The sequence below is a fragment of the Chryseobacterium sp. KCF3-3 genome, from assembly GCF_045865955.1.
Lineage (GTDB): Bacteria > Bacteroidota > Bacteroidia > Flavobacteriales > Weeksellaceae > Chryseobacterium.
Genome location: NZ_AP035792.1, coordinates 1,778,159 through 1,797,530 on the forward strand (window position 1 = coordinate 1,778,159; position 19,372 = coordinate 1,797,530).

Sequence of the window (19,372 nt, forward strand, 5' to 3'; positions counted from 1 at the left end):
AAAGAGTAACAGGCAAATGTTACAATTAAGGCAATAAGTACGTACTGAATAATTAATGATGAGTCCATTACTTTAAAATCTGATATACTATTATCGACACAAAATATGCCAAACCTGTCATCATGACTACCTGAAAGCCGGTCCATTTCCAGCTTTTGGTTTCTCTGTAGACTACTGCAAGTGTAGAAACACACTGCATTGCAAATGCGTAGAAAAGAAGAACCGAAATTCCGGTTGCAAAACTGAAGACTTTTTCGCCGTTGGGTTTTACGTCTCTTCTCATTTTATCAATTACTTTCACTTCGGGAGCATCATCTTCCAGGCTATAAAGGGTAGACATTGTTCCTACAAAAACTTCTCTTGCTACAAAGCTTGTAAGGATTCCTACACCCATTTTCCAGTCGTAACCAAGAGGAGCAATTACAGGTTCTATTCCTTTACCCATCTTAGCAAGGTAAGAATGGTCTAAGTGAACATCTGCAGCCACAAATTCGTTTGTTTTCTGGCTTGGCCCGAAATAGCTTAAAAACCAGATGATGATACTTACGATGAAAATTATTTTTCCGGCTCCGGTAATGAAGTCCCATACTTTTCCTAAAACCATTTTAAAGTCATATCCAAAAAGTGGTTTTTTATAGGCTGGAAGATCCATTACGAGATACGTTTTTCCTTTACTTTTAATAAATCTTTTAAGGATTGCTGCAGAGAATAAAGCGACTAAGAAGCCAAGGAGATACATTCCCATCAAGACCAGTGCTTTATATTTGATTCCTAGAAATGTTCCTTCTGAGATAATCAGTCCGATAATGATACTGTAAACCGGAAGTCTCGCAGAACATGTCATAAATGGTGTTACCAATATCGTAAGCAATCTTTCTTTTACATTCTCAATATTTCTTGTAGAGATCACCGCCGGGATGGCACAGGCCGTTCCTGATACAAGGGGAACGATACTTTTTCCGTTAAGTCCGAAAGGGCGAAGCAATCTGTCCATCAGGAATACCACTCTTGCCATATATCCTGAATCTTCTAATAAGTAAAGGAAATACAACAGAATTCCGATCTGTGGTGCAAAAACTACAATTCCTCCTATTCCCGGAACAATTCCATTTGAAATCAATGAATTAATTGGTCCTTCCGGAAGATGTTCGTTGGAGAATGCTGCCAACCATGAGAAGGTCTCTTCGATCCAGTTCATAGGGTATTCCGCAAGAAAGAAAACACTTTGGAATATTACTAATAAGATCGCTAAAAAGACTACATAACCCCAGAATTTATGAACTAAAACTTTATCCAGTTTTTCCGTTAATAATTCTTTGAACTGAGCTTTTTTAGAAATGACATCAGCCAGTATTTTGTCTACATTCTGATATCTTCTTACGGTTTCCTGAACCTGAAGTCTTTTCGGCACTAAGCTTTTAGAATCAGCATCATTGAGCTGTTCCATTACTGAGCCAATTCTTCCAAGATCTGTTCCCAGTGAGAGGCTCATCCAAGCTTTATATTCATTGTCGAAACCTTTATGTGCTGCCAGTTTCTGAATAAAATCTCTATGCTCGTTGGGTGTTTCAAAAGAAAGGGTATTTGTTTTTACAAATTCGTTGTTGTAAACAGCTTCTCTTACTGCATCAATCCCGATTTGTTCTTTGGCATTGGTCTGAATAATTTTAATGCCTAGTGCATCGGAAAATTTTTGAATATCAATAGTAATTCCTCTTCTTTCAGCCTGGTCAATCTGATTGACAATCAAGATCATTGGAATGCCGAGGTCCTGAATCTGCTGAAACAGCAGCAATCCTCTTTTTAAGCTTAATGCTTCAAGAATATAAACAACTCCTGCGTAGTTTTTCTGCTCATCAATAAGGTATTTGGAAAAAATGGCCTCATCTTCTGAGCTAGGGTATACACTGTAGGAACCCGGAAGGTCAATAACCTCCACTTCCTCATTTTTATAAGTATAATTCCCTGAGTGGCTTGCTACGGTAACGCCGGCATAGTTTCCTGTCTTTTGCTTTTTGTTGCAAAGCGTATTAAAAACTGTTGACTTTCCTACATTAGGATTTCCGACTAAAAGTATCTGTTTTTTCTTGTTTTCCTGCATTAATTCAATTCTTCAACAATGATGTAATCTCCTTCTTCCTCACGAAGAGCAATCCGGCTTTTTTCTGCTCCAAACTCCACATACATAGGCCCATTGAATGGTGCCTGATACAAAATTCTGAAAGTGGTTTCCGGAAGAAGTCCCATTTCAATGATTTTATTGGGCATTTTCAGATGGTCATTATCATACCCCAATATCTTCCCCATTTTGTTTTTAGGGAATCCACTTAATTTATGTAATCCTTTCTCTTTCAAAGCCTAATTTTTAGTCCTGCAAATATACGCTATTTAAATTTAATCTAAATAACGTTTTGAGACAAAAGAAATCAACCCAAACACATTGCTGTATCTGGGTTGATTCAAAATATAATTTAGTTGATATGAATGCTTATTTTTTCTTCTTATCAGAAGGCTGTTCTTTTTCTATGGGATTATCATTGGATCCGAAGAAATCTTTCACCTGCTTTTCCAGTCTTTTCATGAAGTCTCCTACTGTTCCGTCTGTTCCTGGCATTGGTCTGCTCATATTTTCTGCAGTCATGTAAGGTCTTGATTCTGCGAATGGATCTGCTTTGTATCCCTCGTAAGATTTCAGGAATTTTTCTTTGGATGTAGGTGTTACAGTATTGCTCATCATTCCCATCTTAGCATTGATCTTATCGGCATATGATAATTCATCATAGTTTTCGATTTTTTTATTTCCGCTCAATTGCCATGAATAGTTTTTATCAGCATCTTCTATTTTTACAATCAGACCAGGAAGTCCTTTAAATTTATAAGGTCCATCCTGAAAAGGAATATCAGAACTAAACCAGGCTGTCCACTTTCTTCCTCCAAATTCTGTAGTTGCTTTCTGAGCATTGTATGCACCTACTTTTTCTTTATCTGGTAAAATACTCCATTGTAATTTCGGTTCGTCCTCGTAGGAGAATAGGTTTCTACTGATTCTATCTACATACTGAACCTTCATGTCCGGATAGCTTTTGATAATTTTATAAGAGAATTTTGGCCACTTTATAAATTTGGTCATATCCTTGAAAGACTTGGTTTTCTCCATTTCTTCTATCTGAACTTTAATGATAGAATCCTGAGCCGGCATTGTATAATCCTGATAGATTGATTTCTTAGGGGTAATATCAAGAATAGTAATGATCTTATCCATTCTTGCCGAATCTTTCTTCGGCTTAAAAGTCAGTTCATAAAAGAAACGGTTTGCTGTTTCTTTAGATTCCTGAGCTCCTGCAAATGCAAAAAGAGCAATAAGAAATATGGAGAATAACTTTTTCATTGTAGCAAGTTTTATATAATTAGTAATCACTTGTCTTCTTTTGTTACAGTTTTACTGAAATTTTATTTTCCGAGAAAAAAATTCATCTACTTCAGATGGCCGATGATTAAAAAATCATGATTCTCTTAAAACAGTTTCATTTTTAAAACACTTACCTTTAAGTTTCTAAAAAACAAAATATTATGGATACCTTATCTCAATTAAAATCCGAACTGGAGGGAGAGTTCCAAACCACAAAAAAATTTATTGAACTATTCCCTGATGGAAAAAACGATTATGCTCCGCATGAAAAAAGTATGAAACTGATGCCACTTGCCACCCATCTTGTTGAAGTTTTTGAATGGCCAAACACTATTTTGAAAACTTCTGAGTTGGATTTTGCAAAAGGAGACTATAAACCTACCATTCTTTCTACAAGAGATGATCTCATAAAAAAACTGGAAGATGATTATCAGTCTGCAAAAACAGCATTGGAAAACAGTACAGAAGACGATCTGAATCCCAGCTGGACGATTAAAAATGATGGCCATGAACTGGCAAGCTGGAGCAAATATGGTGCAATACGACATGCTTTAAACCAAATCACTCATCACAGGGCTCAATTGGGAGTATATTACAGACTAAACAATATTCCTTTGCCGGGAAGCTATGGGCCTTCAGCAGACCAGCAAAGCTTTTAATTTTAATACATCATTATATCTCAACAAAAAACCAATCCGGATGGATTGGTTTTTATATTATTTAAAGTTGAATTTTACAGTTAGCATCACCTGGCTTGGGCGGAGCTGCATACTTGTTTGTGTGATATTCGTATTATCAATATCGATTCTTTCAAACACTCTCTTATTTGCTATATTCATCCATTTTAGTTCAAAATCAATTTTCTTTTTAGCCCATGAGAACTGATATGAAACGTCAAAGAAACCATTATTATATTTTATATCTGCAGATTTTGAATTGATCTGATCCCAATAAAATCCTATGGTATGGTTTTCTAACGGATAGAAAAATACGTTAAGATTGTGGTTGTATCCTTCTGACTTTCCTTTATTATCCGTAAGGAAAATATTAGATGTCTTATTCCATGTTTTAGACGCATTAAAATCAACACTCATCCATGAGAAATAAGTATTGTTAAATTTAATTCCTAGCGTATTTCCATTCGTTTTATTATCAATATTATCAGTATTTCTGATGGATTGAGATTTAGAAATGGTATTGTTATAACTTAATGATGCATTGGTTTTAAATTTCGGAAAATATTTTCCTATTTCTGCATAATAGGTATTGCTGGTCCTTTTATTTTCTCTCTCCAAGTATTCTGTTACTCTGAAACCTGATTCATTAACGATACTTGAAGCAATAAGGTTATTTTTCGCATCACTTATTCTATATCCAACGTTAAAGAAAAGGTTATTTAACGGATTTCTGTACTCCAATCTTGTTCCTGCATTTTTAGTAGTAGTCTGAGGGATCGGGTTTTTAGGATTCATCACATTAAATCCTCCTGGACTAGTGAGAATATATCCTGCATAAGCTGTCTGAATATCTCCGAAATTGTTACTAATTCCTCCATTCACACTCGCTTTGAAGAATGAGGCAAATGAATATTGAGCAAAAACATTAGGAGTAAATGTTACTTTACTTAATGATTTGGAAACATTTCTAAATGCATCTTCAGCTTTAATATTATTGAAGTTTACAGGGAAACTTGAAAATAAACTCCATGACTCTGATTTATAATTGATTCCTACGGAAGCTGATGGATTAACTCTCGTAAATTTCAGATCATTTTCATAAGCTAAATTTGCAAAATCCGGTTTATTATCTACAGTACTTCCATCAAAATTTGTTGTCAGGTTATCCGTTGAAAAATCAAATCCTACCTGTGGTGTGAATGTCCATCCTTTTGAAGAGAAACTGATATTTGCAGAATGTGACGTATCTAAAGATTTAATCCTGAAATATTGTAAAGCAGTACTTCCTGGTGTGAATTTTATGGTTGTAAAATCAGTGCTTCCAGGTTCTTTATATGGAAACTGTAAATAATTTGCAGGAGAAATTTCTAAAATCTGTTTATCATTCTGATAACTCAGATAAGATTTGAAATTCACCATTTTTTCTTTCCATGGAATAATTGTACTTAAAGAGTTCTGGAAAGATGTTGTAGGTGATTCCAATGCTTCATTTCCTATCCTGTAACCTTGCTTATCATTTCTTTCTGCAAAAGCCCTATCTGCATTCCAGAATTGAGAGAATGTTGTTGTGTTTTTAAAGAATCCTTTTTTTGCATTTTTAGTAAAGATCAACTCTCCTTTTAATTTGTCTGTATAGAAATTGTTCAGGAATCTTGTAGTATATTGTGTACCCTGTTGAATATCTCTGGTAATACTATTTGACTCTCTTTCCACGGCATTATTGGTATAGTTGGCATTGGCTTTAAGTTCCCATTCTTTCTTTTTATCAATATTAGTTAGATAATTCGCTGATAAATAATGCACACTGTTCATCAAATATCTTTTTACAGGAAGATCAGGTACCGTTGCATTTTCCACATCTAACCAATTATTTTGCGAAATGTTACTTCTTCTTCCTTCCCATGAACTACCGAATGCTAAAATATTCCCTTCATTTTCCACCTGCTCACCCATGTTATTGGTTTTATAATTGACAACCCATTGGCTTTTTTGTCCGAAAAACATGGGTGTTAATTTTACATTCCAAAGCCATGGATCTCCAAATCCGGTTCCTACTTCTCCTCTTCCAGTCATCGTAACAGAATTTTTCAGTTTGATATTGATGGCAGCCTGGTCTGAAGGTACTTTATCCTGAAGGATTTTTACCGGCTGGTGGTTCTCCAGAACTTCTACTTTCTGTACGGCATCTTTAGGAAGAGAGTTGTTGATGGTACCGTAGCCACCTTCCATCAGGTCTTTTCCGTTGACGTAGAATTTATTGATGGCATTTCCCTGGTATAGAATTGTTCCGTCTTTGTTTACTTCAATTCCCGGAATCTTTTTCATTACATCCGCAAGGGTTCTGTCGTTTTTACTATTGAAAGCCTTAAGATCGTAAGAAATGGTGTCTCCTCTTGCGGTGATCATTTTGGTTTTCAGCTGTACTTCTTTAATTTCTGTAGCTTCAGACTGCATTTTAAAGTTCAGAGTCTGATCACTGTTATTAATTTGCTTGGTAAGAGGTTTCTGATTGAATGCTTTTACTTTCAGATCCACATTGGATTCAGCGGATGTAAAAGTTATTTTATATTCTCCTTTGGAATTTGTAATGGCATAAGCAAGAATAGCATCTTTACCGGGCTCTTCTATGGTTACACTGGCGCTTGGTATTGCTACCCCGTCATCATCAGTAATTTTTCCTGAAACCGTTTTCTGTGCAAAAGTAAGCACAGTAAAGAAAAGCATCAGAAATAAAGAAATATTTTTTTTCATACTTATTATTTGCTCAATTAGTTAATCATTATAGTTTTTTGTTACACTTTTTATAAAGATGAATTTTATAGTTAAAGGTTAAATTAATATCACTACAAACATAGTGATAATTTTCAAACTTTTGATTTTCCTTTGAAAAAAGAAATCTTTTTAAGTAGATTCACAACCTTCTTACCCGTCTTTGCGAATATTTATTTTATCATAAAATCATGTTTGGCATAAAAAATCTGCAAAAGAAGCGAGTGATTTATTTTTTGATTTTTGTAACATAATCTGAATAGATTTTGTCTTATTGATTAGATAAGAGAACAATTTTAACAAGAAGCTAAGAAATTAGTAATCTTACTTATTCTAAATAGGAAAATCTGATTTGAATCATAGATTAAAAAAAAATTAAACGCTATCTCATCAATATATATTTAATAATTTTGTAACATAAAATTTATAAAATGGGAATAATTTTAAAGCCTATAGATGTTGTAGATGACATTTCGAAAGAAGAATTCTACGAAAAATATCTGAAGCCAAGAAGGCCCGTTGTCATCAAAAATATGGCAAAAAAATGGCCTGCTTACCAAAAATGGACGATGGAATATATGAAGGAGGTTGTAGGAGATGTGGAGGTCCCGCTATATGACAGTTCAAAGGCAGATCCTTCTGCTCCCATCAATGCATCAGCCGCAACAATGAAGTTTGGAGATTATATAGATCTTATCCAGCGAGAGCCTACTGATCTTAGAATTTTCCTCTTCGACCCCATAAAATACGCTCCTAAACTTCTGGAAGATTATATTTCTCCTAAAGAATTAATGGGGGGCTTCCTTGATAAATACCCAAATATGTTCTTTGGAGGAAAAGGTTCTGTAACCTTCCTTCACTTCGATATCGATATGGCTCATATTTTCCATACCCATTTCAACGGAAGAAAACATATTCTTCTTTTTGATTATAAATGGAGAGAAAGACTTTATCAGATTCCGTATGCAACCTATGCCCTGGAAGATTATGATATTGAAAACCCTGATTTCACAAAGTTCCCGGCGCTGGATGGCGTAGAAGGAATTGAATGCTATCTTGAACATGGTGATACCTTATTCATGCCTACCGGATGGTGGCACTGGATGAAATATCTGGACGGAAGTTTCTCTATTTCTTTAAGAGCATGGGACAAATCATGGGCAGTAAAAGCACATTCTCTATGGAATCTTACTGTACAGCGTAAGTTTGACGACATTATGAAGTCAAATTTTAAAAAAAACTACATGGATTGGAAAGAGAAAATGGCAGTTAAAAGAGCAGAAATGGCCTTGAAAAGAGGATTACCAAGATAATAAAAAAGACGTTTCACTTGAAACGTCTTTTTATTTTATTTACTCAATATCAATAATTTACAACACTCTATAAATAGGATACTGCCTGAATGTCTTTTCTTCAAAATATGGGGAATGTCTGTACACCCAATCTAACTGTGCATCTCCATCTTCTGACAGCTTTTTATCAGATGCTTTGGCAGCTTCAAATGCTTCTTTCAGTTTTTTATCCTTTTTCAAAAGTTCAGCTGCTGTATCTTCAAAGATATAAGCAGAATAGTATTCTTTCTGTGCCAGGATTCCATCAAAGAAATTCCAATTAAAAAAAGAGTCTAAAGCCTCAGGTTCAAGGGTTTCTATAATGTATTTTACACCAGACTGATTGGTTGAAACCAGATAATCTCCGGCTGTAAATACCCTATTTTTCTGTGTAGCCTCAACTGTAGTTTCAAAATGCAGATAATGACCTTCGTAAGGGTTTTTAACGGTTTTAAAATCTTTAATTTTATAAGACTCAACCGCTAAAGTACTGTCTTTCTGTATCGGTTTCATCTGAATATTATTTCTTTTAAATTCTTCAATCACACGGTACTGCGACTGCGGAACTACGTAATATTTTGGAATGGTAATATATCCCGTTGGAACAGCCGTCGTAAAGAGTTTTATATTCTTTGTAAAAGGCTTATTTCTATCATAATACAACCTTGGTTTCCCTGAAACTTCACTGGGTTTATATTTTCCTTCATAGCCTTTAAAATCCATAGTAGAGAACTTCGTAGAGTCTATTTTCCAACGGATTCCGTATTGTTTTCCGGCCTGATATTGTTTTAAATTCTCTATACGAAGCTGCTTTATTTTTTGATAATCTTTATCCAAATTCTGCAGGTTGACCAGCATATATTTGTAAGTGGCATCTACCCTTTTATCATACGGTTTCAGCATATGGGTTTCGGGAACAGTTCCCAAAGAATTAAAAAGGGAAGTATATCCTGTGGAATATCTCGGAGAGTCTTCAAATGAAGCAAATCCTACTTCCGGAATATCTCCGTGAATATTGACGTAGGGAGTACTTTCATACCCCAGCTTTTTCATATCTTCAAGATTTTTAGCCTGATAATCATTGTAGAAATAATTTCCAAGGGTATTTCCCAGACGTTCTTTAAACGTAGAAATATAGGTGAATGTATATTGATAATCTGCTCCGTTGCTGACATGGTTGTCAATGAAAACATCCGGTTTTAACCACTGATAGATTTCCTGAAAGCTTCTCGCATTTTTAGAATCTGCCTTGATAAAATCTCTGTTCAGATCATAATTCCTTGCATTTCCTCTGAAACCATACTGTTCAGGACCATTTTGATTGGCTCTTGAGTAAGAACCTCTGTTGAGCATTCCACTTACATTATAGGCAGAAATAGCGGCAATAATAAAGTTTTGTGGAGTTTTGATCTTTTTAGTGGCAAGATCTCTCATCAGCATCATGGTTGCATCAATTCCGTCCGGTTCTCCAGGGTGAATCCCATTATTAACGAAGAGGACGGCTTTGTCTTTTCTTAATTTTTCAAGATCTTTTTCAGGAAAAGGGTTATAAACTGCCACATAAATGGGTTTTCCATTGTCATCTTCTCCTTTTTTAAGGTATTGAATGGTATTGAAATTTTTCGCCAGATCCTGATAATAGCTGTTCATTTCATCGTAGGTAACCGTCTGATTTCCATTCCCTTTTTCAAAAGGAGTCTGAAATGATTTTTGAGCTAAAAACAAGGTAGAACTTAGGGTGAATAAAAGATATTTCAGTTTCATTGAAGTCGTATTTTCAGACTTTAAAAGTAGTTATCTTTTAGGAGAAATGAGAATATGTTGATGGGTAAAATGTTTTTAAAATAGAAACCTAACAGGTTTTCAAAACCTGTTAGGTTTGTTCTTGGTAGTATTAATTTCTGCCTTTTTCTTTAGGATATAAGGACGGAAGCGGATCACTTTGCCAGAATTGCTTGGAGTCAATATCCATGATGGATAAAGATCCGGTATAGGCTGCTCCGGTATCCATATTCCAGATATTGGCTTTATTGGCTGGTATTTTGATCCCAATATCGAGAGTAGGCGTATGTCCGATGAATATTTCTTTATACAAAAGCAGTCTTTTAGGATATAATTCAGAATTTTTCGACAGTTTTTTATCCATTGCCACAGCAGTTTCCCAAAGCGTTCTGTCCCATCGGTAATTACTGGAGTACACTTCTTTTTCAGGACCGTGCATGGAAGAATATCCGGCATGAATAAACAGTCGGTTCTGATCATCAATATGATAATTTTTCATCCTTTGAAAGAATTCGAGATGAATATCCAAATCTTCAAGGGAATAATCAGCATAACTTTCTACTGTACTTTTTCCTCCGTTGAAAAGCCATACATCGGGTTTTTGTCCAAAACTCAACCAGTCTTCACACCATGCATCATGGTTTCCTTTGATGAAAATACATTCCTGTTTTTCGGAAAGTTCCAGTAAAAACTGTATGATTTGTGAAGATTCGCTCCATCCATCTACATAATCTCCGAGGAAGATCAGCCGATCATTTTCGGTCACTCCTGCTCTTTCAAGAACCTGCAACAAGGCTTTAAATCCTCCGTGGATGTCTCCTATGACTAACGTTCTGCTCATTTTATTTTGAAATATATTTTGCATCCACAAAATCTGTGAGCCAAACTCCATTTGCAGACTGGTAAAAAGATAATCCTTCCTGATGCATTGTTCCGGTTCTGATGGTCAGAATCACAGGTTTGCCGTGTCTCATTCCGACCTTTGTAGCAGTCTCTTTATCAGCACTTAAGTGTACATGCTGACGTGTTCTTTTTTCAATTCCTTTTTCTAAAATGGAAGAAATATTGGCTTCTGCTGTTCCATGGTACAGAAATTCCGGAGGCTGCTTGGCTTCCAAAGCCAGATCGATATCAATAGAATGGCCCTGGCTTGCTCTGATCATGGTTTTATCTTCGTTAAAAGCAAAACGCTTTTTATTATTGGTTTCTACTACCTCATCTAATTCTTCGGGAGTAAAATATATTCTTCTTTTGGCTGACTTTATTCTCAGCTCTTCTACATCTGCCCAACCGTTTTCATCCAATGTAAGACCTATACTTTCCGGCTGATGCCTCAAGATCAGGCTTAAAAATTTACTTATCTTTTTCTTTTCTATTTCGTTCATGGTTTGCATTTTAATTCATTAATTTTTGGTGTAATTTCTCACACAATGCTTCAATATCATCCTTTCTCACCAGCTCAGAAACCCAATCCTTTGGTATGTTTTCATATCCATAATAAATTCCGGCAATACCTCCGGTGATGGCTCCTGTGGTATCGGTATCTTCCCCAAGATTTACGGCTTTTAAAACTGCCTCTGAGTAACTTTCCGAGTTTAAAAAACACCATAAAGAAGCTTCCAGGCTGTGAAGGACATATCCTCCAGAATTTATTTCCTCCTCTTGCAAAGTAGGTAAAGGAGCTAAATCATATTCTCCTACTTTGAGTTCTAAAATCCGGTGGAATTTATCCATTTCATTTTGTGAACAAATAAGATTATAATCTAAAAAATCCCGAACTGTTTTCTGCATTGTCCGATATGCTTCCCATTTCTCTTTTCCTTTTAGAATTTCCAAAGCAAATTCCAAATAAATAAAACAGGCTAAAACTGAACGGATATGCCTGTGTGTAATAGAAGAAACGTCTTTTACAATATCAAACCGTTTTTCAATAGTAAAATTCCTGATGTAAAATAATAACGGCATAATCCTCATTAAAGAGCCATTTCCATTATCAAACTCAGAATTCCCTCCGCATAAAGTAGGAGAAATACCTTTTCCTATTCTATAAATGGCTTGTGAAGTTGCAATACCTATATCGAAAACACGACCATGAGGTGTCCATATTTCTGCGTTATACCATTGCAGGAATTTCAACGCTATATTTTCAGTATCATATCCCTTGCATAAACTATCTGCCAGACACAAAGTTAAAGATCCATCATCACTCCATGTCCCTGCAGGTTGACGATGGGTGCCCAAAGCACGCATTTTGGTAACAGGAGAACGTTTAAGCTCTTCCCTGCCTCTGAACTCTACCGGAACACCCAGTGCATCTCCAATACAGACACCCATAATTCCTGCTTTTACTTTGTTTTCCATCAGGCAAGATTCACTAGTTTATCAAATAATAATTTCATTCCCTGCGTAGCTGTTTCCTTCATGACTACGGCTCTCTGTCCATATCCGAATCCTGTTTCATGAGGATTGATGACGATTAAAAGGCAGTCGTCTTTGATATCATGAATCAGTCCGGCAGCAGGATAAACCTGCAACGAAGTTCCGATTACCAGCAGAATATCTGATTCTTTTACAATTTCTCTTGCCGTTTGATACAAAGGAACATCTTCTCCAAACCAAACGATAAAAGGTCTTAATTGAGCTCCGTCTTCTGCCTGATCTCCTATTTTAATATCATCTTTTTGTTCATAAATCAGGCTTTTATTATTACTCGAACATGATTTGAACAATTCTCCGTGAATATGAAGGATGTTGGTAGATCCTGCTCTTTCGTGAAGATCATCAATATTCTGGGTAATGATCTGGACATCGAAATGTTTTTCCAGCTCAGCCAGCAATTGATGCGCTTCGTTGGGTTGTACTTCATGCAGCTGTCGTCTTCTCTGATTGTAAAATTCAAGGACTAAGGCTCTGTCTTTTTTCCATCCTTCCGGACTTGCTACATCTGTTACATTATGATTTTCCCAGAGACCATCTCCGTCTCTGAAGGTTTTTATTCCGCTTTCGGCACTGATTCCTGCGCCGCTTAATATGGTTAGTTTTTTCATGGTTTTTTAATTTTTTCTTTTACATTCTGAAAAATAATAATGATCAAAATGATGATAAAAATAGGAATTAGTAATATCCACACTAAAATATCTCCTACTCCTATGGCTTCTTTTATTCTAAATTTTTCTTTCGTTTTATAGTTAATAAAATCTACAAAATTTTCTTTATTCGTAAGCTCTTTATCATATCCCAACCAGTCAAAATTTGTGATAAAGTCTCCAAAAATATACAGATCGGGAGATTTAGGATGTGATAAATTGAAAAAATAAAAGGTTTCAAAATCCTGCCCAACCAAAGGTTCATATTCAATATTATACTGAAAACAAAAAAGACTTTCAGTGCTCAGTAAGTCTCTTTGCTTCAAAGCTTCTTTCAATTGACTTTGGTATTTTTTCAGCTTTACAATATCATTTTCCACAGGGAAAACATTTGATTTTTTTCCAGCATGTTGAAGATAATAAATATAATTTTCAGGAAACTGCAGATTCAATTCTTTCTGAAAAAAAGCAATTTCTTCATTTTCCAATCCCACGTTAGGATCTTCAGGCTGATCTACGAATCTGAAATTATATTTTTTCACAGTTGTAAAAGATCTTTATAAATCTTTTCATTTTCATCATCAAAACAGACAAAAATAACTTTCTCAATAATATCTGAATGAAATTCTCTGACTTCATCTACTGCAATTTTTCCTGCCAGTTCTTTTGGAAATCTATAAACACCTGTACTAATATTAGGAAAAGCAATCGTCTTCACACCATGGCTTTCTGCTAAATTCAAAGAATTACGATAACAGTTTGCCAGAAGAATGGATTCCTTTTCTTCATGGCCGTTCCAAACCGGGCCTACTGTATGAATAACATATTTTGCAGGGAGATTTCCTGCATTTGTTACTACCGCTTCTCCCGTTTTGCATTTTCCTTGTCTATTTCTGATCTCAACACATTCTTCCAATATCTGAGATCCTCCCACTCTGTGAATAGCTCCATCTACACCGCCTCCACCAAGTAAGGATGAATTGGCAGCGTTAACAATTGCATCAACTTGGATTTTTGTGATGTCTCCTTTTATTAGTTCTATTTTCATCTTAAATTGAGTTTTTTATTTAAACCCTCATCATCAAATAATAAAGGTTTTTCTTCAGGAATGCTCAGATTATCTAAATCATCATTCAGTACAAACTGATATTGCTCTGCCACAAAATCTGAAATATTTTCAATGAGAAGAATATCATCCTTAGCAAAAGTCCGAATAAATTCGTTCCGTAAACCAATCTGTATGGCTCTTCGTTCCAGTTTATTTCCAAAAGGATCATGATCCGGATCCCACTGCAGCCTTACTGAAGATTCTTTTATGTGCTTCTGCCACTCATCTCTGGAAATCCCAAAACTTGTATTGTAAGAAGAATATACGGCATTTTCCAGATATTTTATGAAAGCTTCTTTCTTCAAATGAATAGCCAGAACGCTTTCCTGACCTTCTTTTCTCCCCCAGCCATTTCTGTACATCATCCAAAGAAAATTTGGTTTTATCCAGGTCATTCTTTCCAAACTAAAACTTCCGCCAAAGAATTGATTCTTCACTGCAAATTCTCCAATTTCCTTTCTATAGGACTGATACACTACAATCTTTTCATCATCATATTGAGCCATGATGTGATATCCTTGTCCAGGCCAGTCTTGTAATTGTTCTTTATATTTTTTTAGCTTGATTTTCATTGTATTTCTTCAAATGGTTTCAGCATTTCTTCTTTCTTGGTAAGCACTGCGAAAACCACTCTTTTAAATTTATTTTTATATTTCCCCTGAAGATGTTTCCTGAATAATCCTGCAATTTCTTTTGGATCATTTTTGAAAACACCGCATCCCCAGGCTCCTAAAATCAGAACTTCATTTCCCTGATGTAAGGCCATTGAGAGCATTTTATCCATTCTAAGATCCATTGCATCGAGAATTTCATGTGCTCTTTCCGGTTCCTGACGTTTTACCACACCTGCATTGACTGCCGGAGAAGTGATGAAATTACACAGAACAGGCTTAGGAAGCAATTCTCCCTTATCTTTCCTGAAAACAGGAACTTTAGGACTGTAAATCATTGTATCAGTATAAAAACAGGATTCCATCGCACGATGAATTGTGTAATAATCCCATGCCTGAAGTAAGCTTTCATACAGTCCGGAGGTTCTTGCCAGGCTTTCTTCCTGTGCTTCCGCTCCATTGATAAATCCTCCTCCCGGATTTTTTGCTGATGCAAAGTTCAGACATATGATTTTCTCCTGATTTTCTTCTTCGGCTAATTGTAAAATTGCTTTTAAAGAACTGCATTTCCATGTTTCAATTTTTGTTTCAAAACTGATTTCCGGCAACGGAGATTCGTCCATTTCAGAAAGTTGTTCCGGAGTGAAAAGAACAGTTTCTTTTTTACTGATTTCCAGTTCGTTTTCTATATTTATTTTTTTGTTGTTTTCGTTTATATAATATTTTTGGGCAAGGGTATCTAAGGTATCTTTTGCCATTCCTTTATTTGTCATGGTTAATTTTTTAATATTAGACATCAGTTCTCCCAACTCCGTATTTCCTGCTTTTTCAAAATCATCTCCTATAAATACTTGGGTTACTTTGATGTTTCCTACAATGGCTTTATTAAAACTATCCAGTTCTTCTGATGGAACCCATAGCTCGTTGTGGTTTCTTGCTCCTACATTCTGAGCAGGATATTGAGCTGCCACTTCTTCTTGTACATCAAACTGGGTTACAAAACCAAGATAGTTTCCGGCTTCGTCTCGGGTGTTCCATTTTTCTGCGATCTCTGAAGCATATTCTTCATTGAGAACAGGATAAAAAATGGGCTGCCATTCCAGTCTTGGAGGAAATTCTTTAAATCCGCTTTCTATAATCAGGATCATTTCTTTTTCTCCTACTGGTCTATATAATGTTGTTGTTTTCATGGTTATTCTTTTTATTCAAAATCATATACATATACTTGCACCTCTTTTGCAAGCAATGTTCTTTCAATAATAGGTTCTATTTCTTTCCATTTTCCTCCTGCCAGCCCACATCCAATTCTCGGCATGTGAACGCTTGCATTCAGCAGCAACGCTTCACTGGAAAGTTTTTCGAGAGCTTTTTCAATAGCATCATATCGAACAGGAACTCCATGACTTCCTGTTTTTATTCCTTTTTGTCCGATTATATTAGCTACATATATGTATTTTTCAACCTGGACCAACTGAATTTTTCCTAATGCAAAATCATTTTTACTTCTGAAGCGATGCCAGTCTCTGTATTTCTTTTCAGGTTCTTCCCATCTTTTGGAAACAGCCAGTACAAATCCTTTTCCCCAGCCTCCGATATCATTACAGATATGGGCGATGATTTTTGTTCCTTTGGCTTGTGGGGCTGTTGCATCTCCTTTCAAATATTGTATGGTTTTCATGGTTCTTAATTTTCAATCATTTCTCATTCTTCTATTCTATCATTAAATATAAAATTAATGCTTTTATCTTATCGTTTCTTCTTCTTTTTGAAATTTAAAAATTGGCTTAAAATCTTTTGAATAAGGAGAATAGGATCCATAAACGGTATTCAATTCAACGTCCAGATTTTCTAATTTAAATTGCTCATCAACCTGATCTAAGCAGGTAATAACAAGATTCTTTTTAACCGGAAATACATAGGCTCCATCCAGCTTTAAGGCATAATTCAGCAGTTTGTAATCTATTTCTCCGGTTCTTAACTCCTTTTGATACTCATTAAATGTACAGGTTTCTTCTTCATTATTTTTCAGATTCATTTCTTTTTCATTGCTCATCCAGCCGTTTCCATGGCGGGTGGCGTAGCTTCTGGTCACATAATACATTTCAATATCTTCAATCTTTAAAAGCTTACAGATTTCGCAGGCATTTTTTGAAGTCGTATTTGCATAGGTCACATTAGGGAAAACGCCATGATCCATATCGAGTAAAATACCCTGACTCCCTTCGAAAATAAGGTGATCAAACGAAGCCAGGTAGTTATAATCATTTATCTTCCAATCAATAGCTTCAATAGCACCTAAGAAAGGCTGCAAAAGTTCAGTAATCTCATTTTCATCTACAAAACCGTAGTAATAGGCAATTCCTTTCAGTTTTTCCATCAACATTTCTTTGGGCGCTATGAGGTCTATGGCAAATAGCTTATAAGGACTTTCGTTTCTTTTCATCGTAGTACCTACTCCTTTTCCACAGGTTCCGTGTTCCAGATTACGGGCGTTCGTTCTGTTTTGCCATACATCAAGAGGAGTTGTCACTTTTGCCAATGGATGAATATGAAGCTCAATGTTTCCGTTTTTTGCTTTTAATTCTTCCCTCTCATTAAGTAGAAAAACCGGATGAATCGTACAGTGCTCGGTAAAGTAAGAAGGCAGACCACGAAGTGCTCCACTTGCAAAACTGGAATGCACATGCTTTCTTTCATCAATCATTACGGTATGTGCAGCCTGCTGTCCTCCTGAAAATCTGACCACAACAGCATCCGGATTCTGAGAAGCCAGAAAATCTGTAGTAATCCCTTTTCCTTCGTCTCCAAAACCAAGTCCTATTACTATTTGCGCCTTTTTCATGTCTTTTATTTTTTTAAATCTTTTGTCTTTGTCATTCCTATTTACTGATGACCATGACAGATTTCTAAAGCATCTGAAACTGATCTAATCCTCCAGTTCCTGTTGTTCCGAAGCTTTTGTTTTTAAATTTATCACAGATAATATTTTTAATAACATTCGGAATTTCCCTGTGATCTGCTATGGAAATACAGTTTTGTCCTAATAATTCTTTCCAGCCTCTGTCTGCTCTCAATGCCTGATCAGAGTGCAGAACACTGATGTGGTATACTTCATATTTTTTCTTTGCTTCTTCCAACAGTTCAAAATGAGTATAGGTTTGCTGTCCTTTTCCCATAATTTCCCTGATCGCAGACGCCGAAAGTGTTTTTAAACAAGGTTCATCACCTACAGTAAACAGTAATCCCTTCTGTCCTCTTTTTTCAAAAGCATCCGTTCTGGTGTGAAAAGCGGCAAAATACCACGCTAAAAGATAACTTTCTCCTGCATTTCCACCTCCTCCGGATTCAATGTAAGTTCGTGTGAGCCACATATCCAGTTCCTCATCTCCTGATTCAAACTGCCCGACCTGAAGGGGATAGCCATCACATTCATGATCTCCAATTCCAAGAAACAATAAGGCAGGATCGGGAACGCCTCCCTGGATAATTCCTCCCATGAGTTTAGGTAATCCTTCTCTGATCAGTTCGTGAGGAATATGTCCCATGCTTCCGGTAACATCCAGTCCTAAAATAATCGGAACGGAATGAGGATGAACTGCTGAATCTCTGGATTCTCTGAAAGAAATTCCGTGAGGGTTCATAGATTCGTGAGCCATTCTTTTGGCATTCTGGGTGAAAATTTCCCCTGCGGATTTTGTTCCGTAACCTGCTTTACTTGCTCTGTCATAACGAGCGTCTAAATCGTATCTTGTACTTCCCATGACTACAATGTTTTTCCAAATAAATATTCAAATCTCTTTTGGGTTACTTCGAGCTGAATATTCAGATTTCTGATTGTTAATGATAATTCCATGTCTTTCTGAACAAATGCTTCGGGATTAAAATCCGCAAAAGTCAGACTGTTTCTGTCTAAAGGACTGATATCAATAAGCCCTTCCTGTTCACGCTCAAGTCTTTTGATTTTTAGTTCGATATCTTCAACTCTGCGTCTGTAGATCAGTTCGGAATCTGCTCCGATGATTCTAGCACGGTCTTCTCTGATCTGATCATTATTTCTTTGTAATGATTCGATAAATCTGGGTTTTAATTCATCTTCCATGATCAAATATTTTTATTTGTGTTAATATTACGCTAATTAAACCAGACACAGTAATGCCTTTCTCTAATCCGGATGATTTATACTTTTGAATACATTACATCTGTTCTTAAAACATATTTCAATCCACTGATCAGTGTTTTTCCTTCATGTCTTAATGGATGGTGAAAAATCAGAGCAGTTCCTTTCTTTGGAGCAACGGTAAAAAGGTTTTCAAATTCTGTTTCTCCTCCTTCAAAATCATCATTCAGGTAAATCATAAAGGTGTAAAAGCTTTTCTCTCTTTCATTTCGGATATAACTTCCATCTCTGTGCATTTTGAACTGCTGTCCGGGAGCATATTTATAAACTCTGAGCATTTCATTAAAGTTAAGAATCTGATATCCATCATGTTCCTGAGGTAAAAATTCTGTAGCCTTATTGAAGAGCTCTTCAGCAATTGCAGTATCAAAAATCATCAGTCGGTCATTATTTCTGATCCCTTTATTCATTTGCTGACGTCC

General features: G+C 35.9%; 20 protein-coding genes. 2 read left to right on the plus strand and 18 right to left on the minus strand.

Annotated elements, in window-relative coordinates; all coding sequences use genetic code 11:
- Positions 1–67 precede the first annotated feature (67 nt).
- From feoB to ACKTTZ_RS07925, 3 genes are all read right to left on the minus strand, one after another.
- Positions 68–2,101: a ferrous iron transport protein B gene (gene feoB / locus ACKTTZ_RS07915; protein WP_407848221.1), complete on the minus strand. Its 2,034-nt coding sequence runs from the start codon at positions 2,099–2,101 to the stop codon at positions 68–70.
- Positions 2,101–2,307 (minus strand): FeoA family protein, encoded by a 207-nt coding sequence (locus tag ACKTTZ_RS07920; RefSeq protein WP_051934272.1) that lies wholly within the window; start codon positions 2,305–2,307, stop codon positions 2,101–2,103. Before ACKTTZ_RS07920 ends, feoB begins: the two co-directional genes overlap by 1 nt.
- A gap of 181 nt (positions 2,308–2,488) precedes the next feature.
- Positions 2,489–3,388 carry a GLPGLI family protein gene (locus tag ACKTTZ_RS07925; protein ID WP_407848223.1) on the minus strand — a complete coding sequence of 300 codons (900 nt, stop codon included), beginning with the start codon at positions 3,386–3,388 and terminating at the stop codon, positions 2,489–2,491.
- A gap of 182 nt (positions 3,389–3,570) precedes the next feature.
- Here ACKTTZ_RS07925 and ACKTTZ_RS07930 point away from each other — a divergent pair, with 182 nt between their 5' ends.
- Complete coding sequence (locus tag ACKTTZ_RS07930; protein ID WP_034693971.1) at positions 3,571–4,068, plus strand: DinB family protein; 498 nt, start codon at positions 3,571–3,573, stop codon at positions 4,066–4,068.
- A 57-nt stretch (positions 4,069–4,125) separates the two neighbouring features.
- On the opposite strand, the gene ACKTTZ_RS07935 is transcribed toward ACKTTZ_RS07930, so the two are convergent.
- Positions 4,126–6,837 carry a TonB-dependent receptor gene (locus tag ACKTTZ_RS07935; RefSeq protein WP_407848226.1) on the minus strand — a complete coding sequence of 904 codons (2,712 nt, stop codon included), beginning with the start codon at positions 6,835–6,837 and terminating at the stop codon, positions 4,126–4,128.
- A 449-nt stretch (positions 6,838–7,286) separates the two neighbouring features.
- Here ACKTTZ_RS07935 and ACKTTZ_RS07940 point away from each other — a divergent pair, with 449 nt between their 5' ends.
- Positions 7,287–8,168: a cupin-like domain-containing protein gene (locus ACKTTZ_RS07940; RefSeq protein ID WP_253318033.1), complete on the plus strand. Its 882-nt coding sequence runs from the start codon at positions 7,287–7,289 to the stop codon at positions 8,166–8,168.
- Between the two features lie 57 nt (positions 8,169–8,225).
- Here ACKTTZ_RS07940 and ACKTTZ_RS07945 read toward each other — a convergent pair whose 3' ends face one another.
- The 14 genes from ACKTTZ_RS07945 to ACKTTZ_RS08010 all read right to left on the minus strand — a co-directional run bounded on the left by ACKTTZ_RS07945 (position 8,226) and on the right by ACKTTZ_RS08010 (position 19,360).
- The gene (locus tag ACKTTZ_RS07945) at positions 8,226–9,950 is read right to left on the minus strand and encodes a hypothetical protein (protein WP_407848228.1); all 1,725 of its coding nucleotides are present in this window, start codon (positions 9,948–9,950) and stop codon (positions 8,226–8,228) included.
- Between the two features lie 130 nt (positions 9,951–10,080).
- Positions 10,081–10,809 (minus strand): metallophosphoesterase family protein, encoded by a 729-nt coding sequence (locus tag ACKTTZ_RS07950; protein WP_407848230.1) that lies wholly within the window; start codon positions 10,807–10,809, stop codon positions 10,081–10,083.
- Between the two features lies 1 nt (position 10,810).
- Complete coding sequence (locus tag ACKTTZ_RS07955) at positions 10,811–11,353, minus strand: RNA 2'-phosphotransferase (RefSeq protein WP_034694220.1); 543 nt, start codon at positions 11,351–11,353, stop codon at positions 10,811–10,813.
- A gap of 10 nt (positions 11,354–11,363) precedes the next feature.
- Positions 11,364–12,329 carry an ADP-ribosylglycohydrolase family protein gene (locus tag ACKTTZ_RS07960; RefSeq protein WP_407848232.1) on the minus strand — a complete coding sequence of 322 codons (966 nt, stop codon included), beginning with the start codon at positions 12,327–12,329 and terminating at the stop codon, positions 11,364–11,366.
- The gene (locus ACKTTZ_RS07965) at positions 12,329–13,015 is read right to left on the minus strand and encodes an SIR2 family NAD-dependent protein deacylase (protein WP_407848234.1); all 687 of its coding nucleotides are present in this window, start codon (positions 13,013–13,015) and stop codon (positions 12,329–12,331) included. The genes ACKTTZ_RS07960 and ACKTTZ_RS07965 overlap by 1 nt, the downstream gene beginning before the upstream one ends.
- Positions 13,012–13,596 (minus strand): hypothetical protein, encoded by a 585-nt coding sequence (locus tag ACKTTZ_RS07970; RefSeq protein WP_407848236.1) that lies wholly within the window; start codon positions 13,594–13,596, stop codon positions 13,012–13,014. Before ACKTTZ_RS07970 ends, ACKTTZ_RS07965 begins: the two co-directional genes overlap by 4 nt.
- Positions 13,593–14,102 carry an O-acetyl-ADP-ribose deacetylase gene (locus ACKTTZ_RS07975; protein WP_034693990.1) on the minus strand — a complete coding sequence of 170 codons (510 nt, stop codon included), beginning with the start codon at positions 14,100–14,102 and terminating at the stop codon, positions 13,593–13,595. The genes ACKTTZ_RS07970 and ACKTTZ_RS07975 overlap by 4 nt, the downstream gene beginning before the upstream one ends.
- Entirely contained in the window at positions 14,099–14,734 is a 636-nt protein-coding gene (locus tag ACKTTZ_RS07980; RefSeq protein WP_407848238.1) for a DUF4291 domain-containing protein, read from the minus strand. The genes ACKTTZ_RS07975 and ACKTTZ_RS07980 overlap by 4 nt, the downstream gene beginning before the upstream one ends.
- Positions 14,731–15,963 carry a TIGR02452 family protein gene (locus ACKTTZ_RS07985; protein ID WP_407848240.1) on the minus strand — a complete coding sequence of 411 codons (1,233 nt, stop codon included), beginning with the start codon at positions 15,961–15,963 and terminating at the stop codon, positions 14,731–14,733. Before ACKTTZ_RS07985 ends, ACKTTZ_RS07980 begins: the two co-directional genes overlap by 4 nt.
- An 11-nt stretch (positions 15,964–15,974) precedes the next feature.
- Positions 15,975–16,451, minus strand: a complete 477-nt coding sequence (locus ACKTTZ_RS07990) for a macro domain-containing protein (protein ID WP_253317099.1) — start codon at positions 16,449–16,451, stop codon at positions 15,975–15,977.
- Positions 16,452–16,514: 63 nt separating this feature from the next.
- Entirely contained in the window at positions 16,515–17,615 is a 1,101-nt protein-coding gene (locus tag ACKTTZ_RS07995) for an adenylosuccinate synthetase (RefSeq protein WP_407848242.1), read from the minus strand.
- A 64-nt stretch (positions 17,616–17,679) separates the two neighbouring features.
- Positions 17,680–18,534: a hypothetical protein gene (locus ACKTTZ_RS08000; protein ID WP_407848244.1), complete on the minus strand. Its 855-nt coding sequence runs from the start codon at positions 18,532–18,534 to the stop codon at positions 17,680–17,682.
- A gap of 2 nt (positions 18,535–18,536) precedes the next feature.
- Complete coding sequence (locus ACKTTZ_RS08005; RefSeq protein WP_034693999.1) at positions 18,537–18,872, minus strand: hypothetical protein; 336 nt, start codon at positions 18,870–18,872, stop codon at positions 18,537–18,539.
- Between the two features lie 77 nt (positions 18,873–18,949).
- Complete coding sequence (locus tag ACKTTZ_RS08010) at positions 18,950–19,360, minus strand: 2OG-Fe(II) oxygenase (RefSeq protein WP_407848247.1); 411 nt, start codon at positions 19,358–19,360, stop codon at positions 18,950–18,952.
- Between the last annotated feature and the right edge of the window lie 12 nt (positions 19,361–19,372).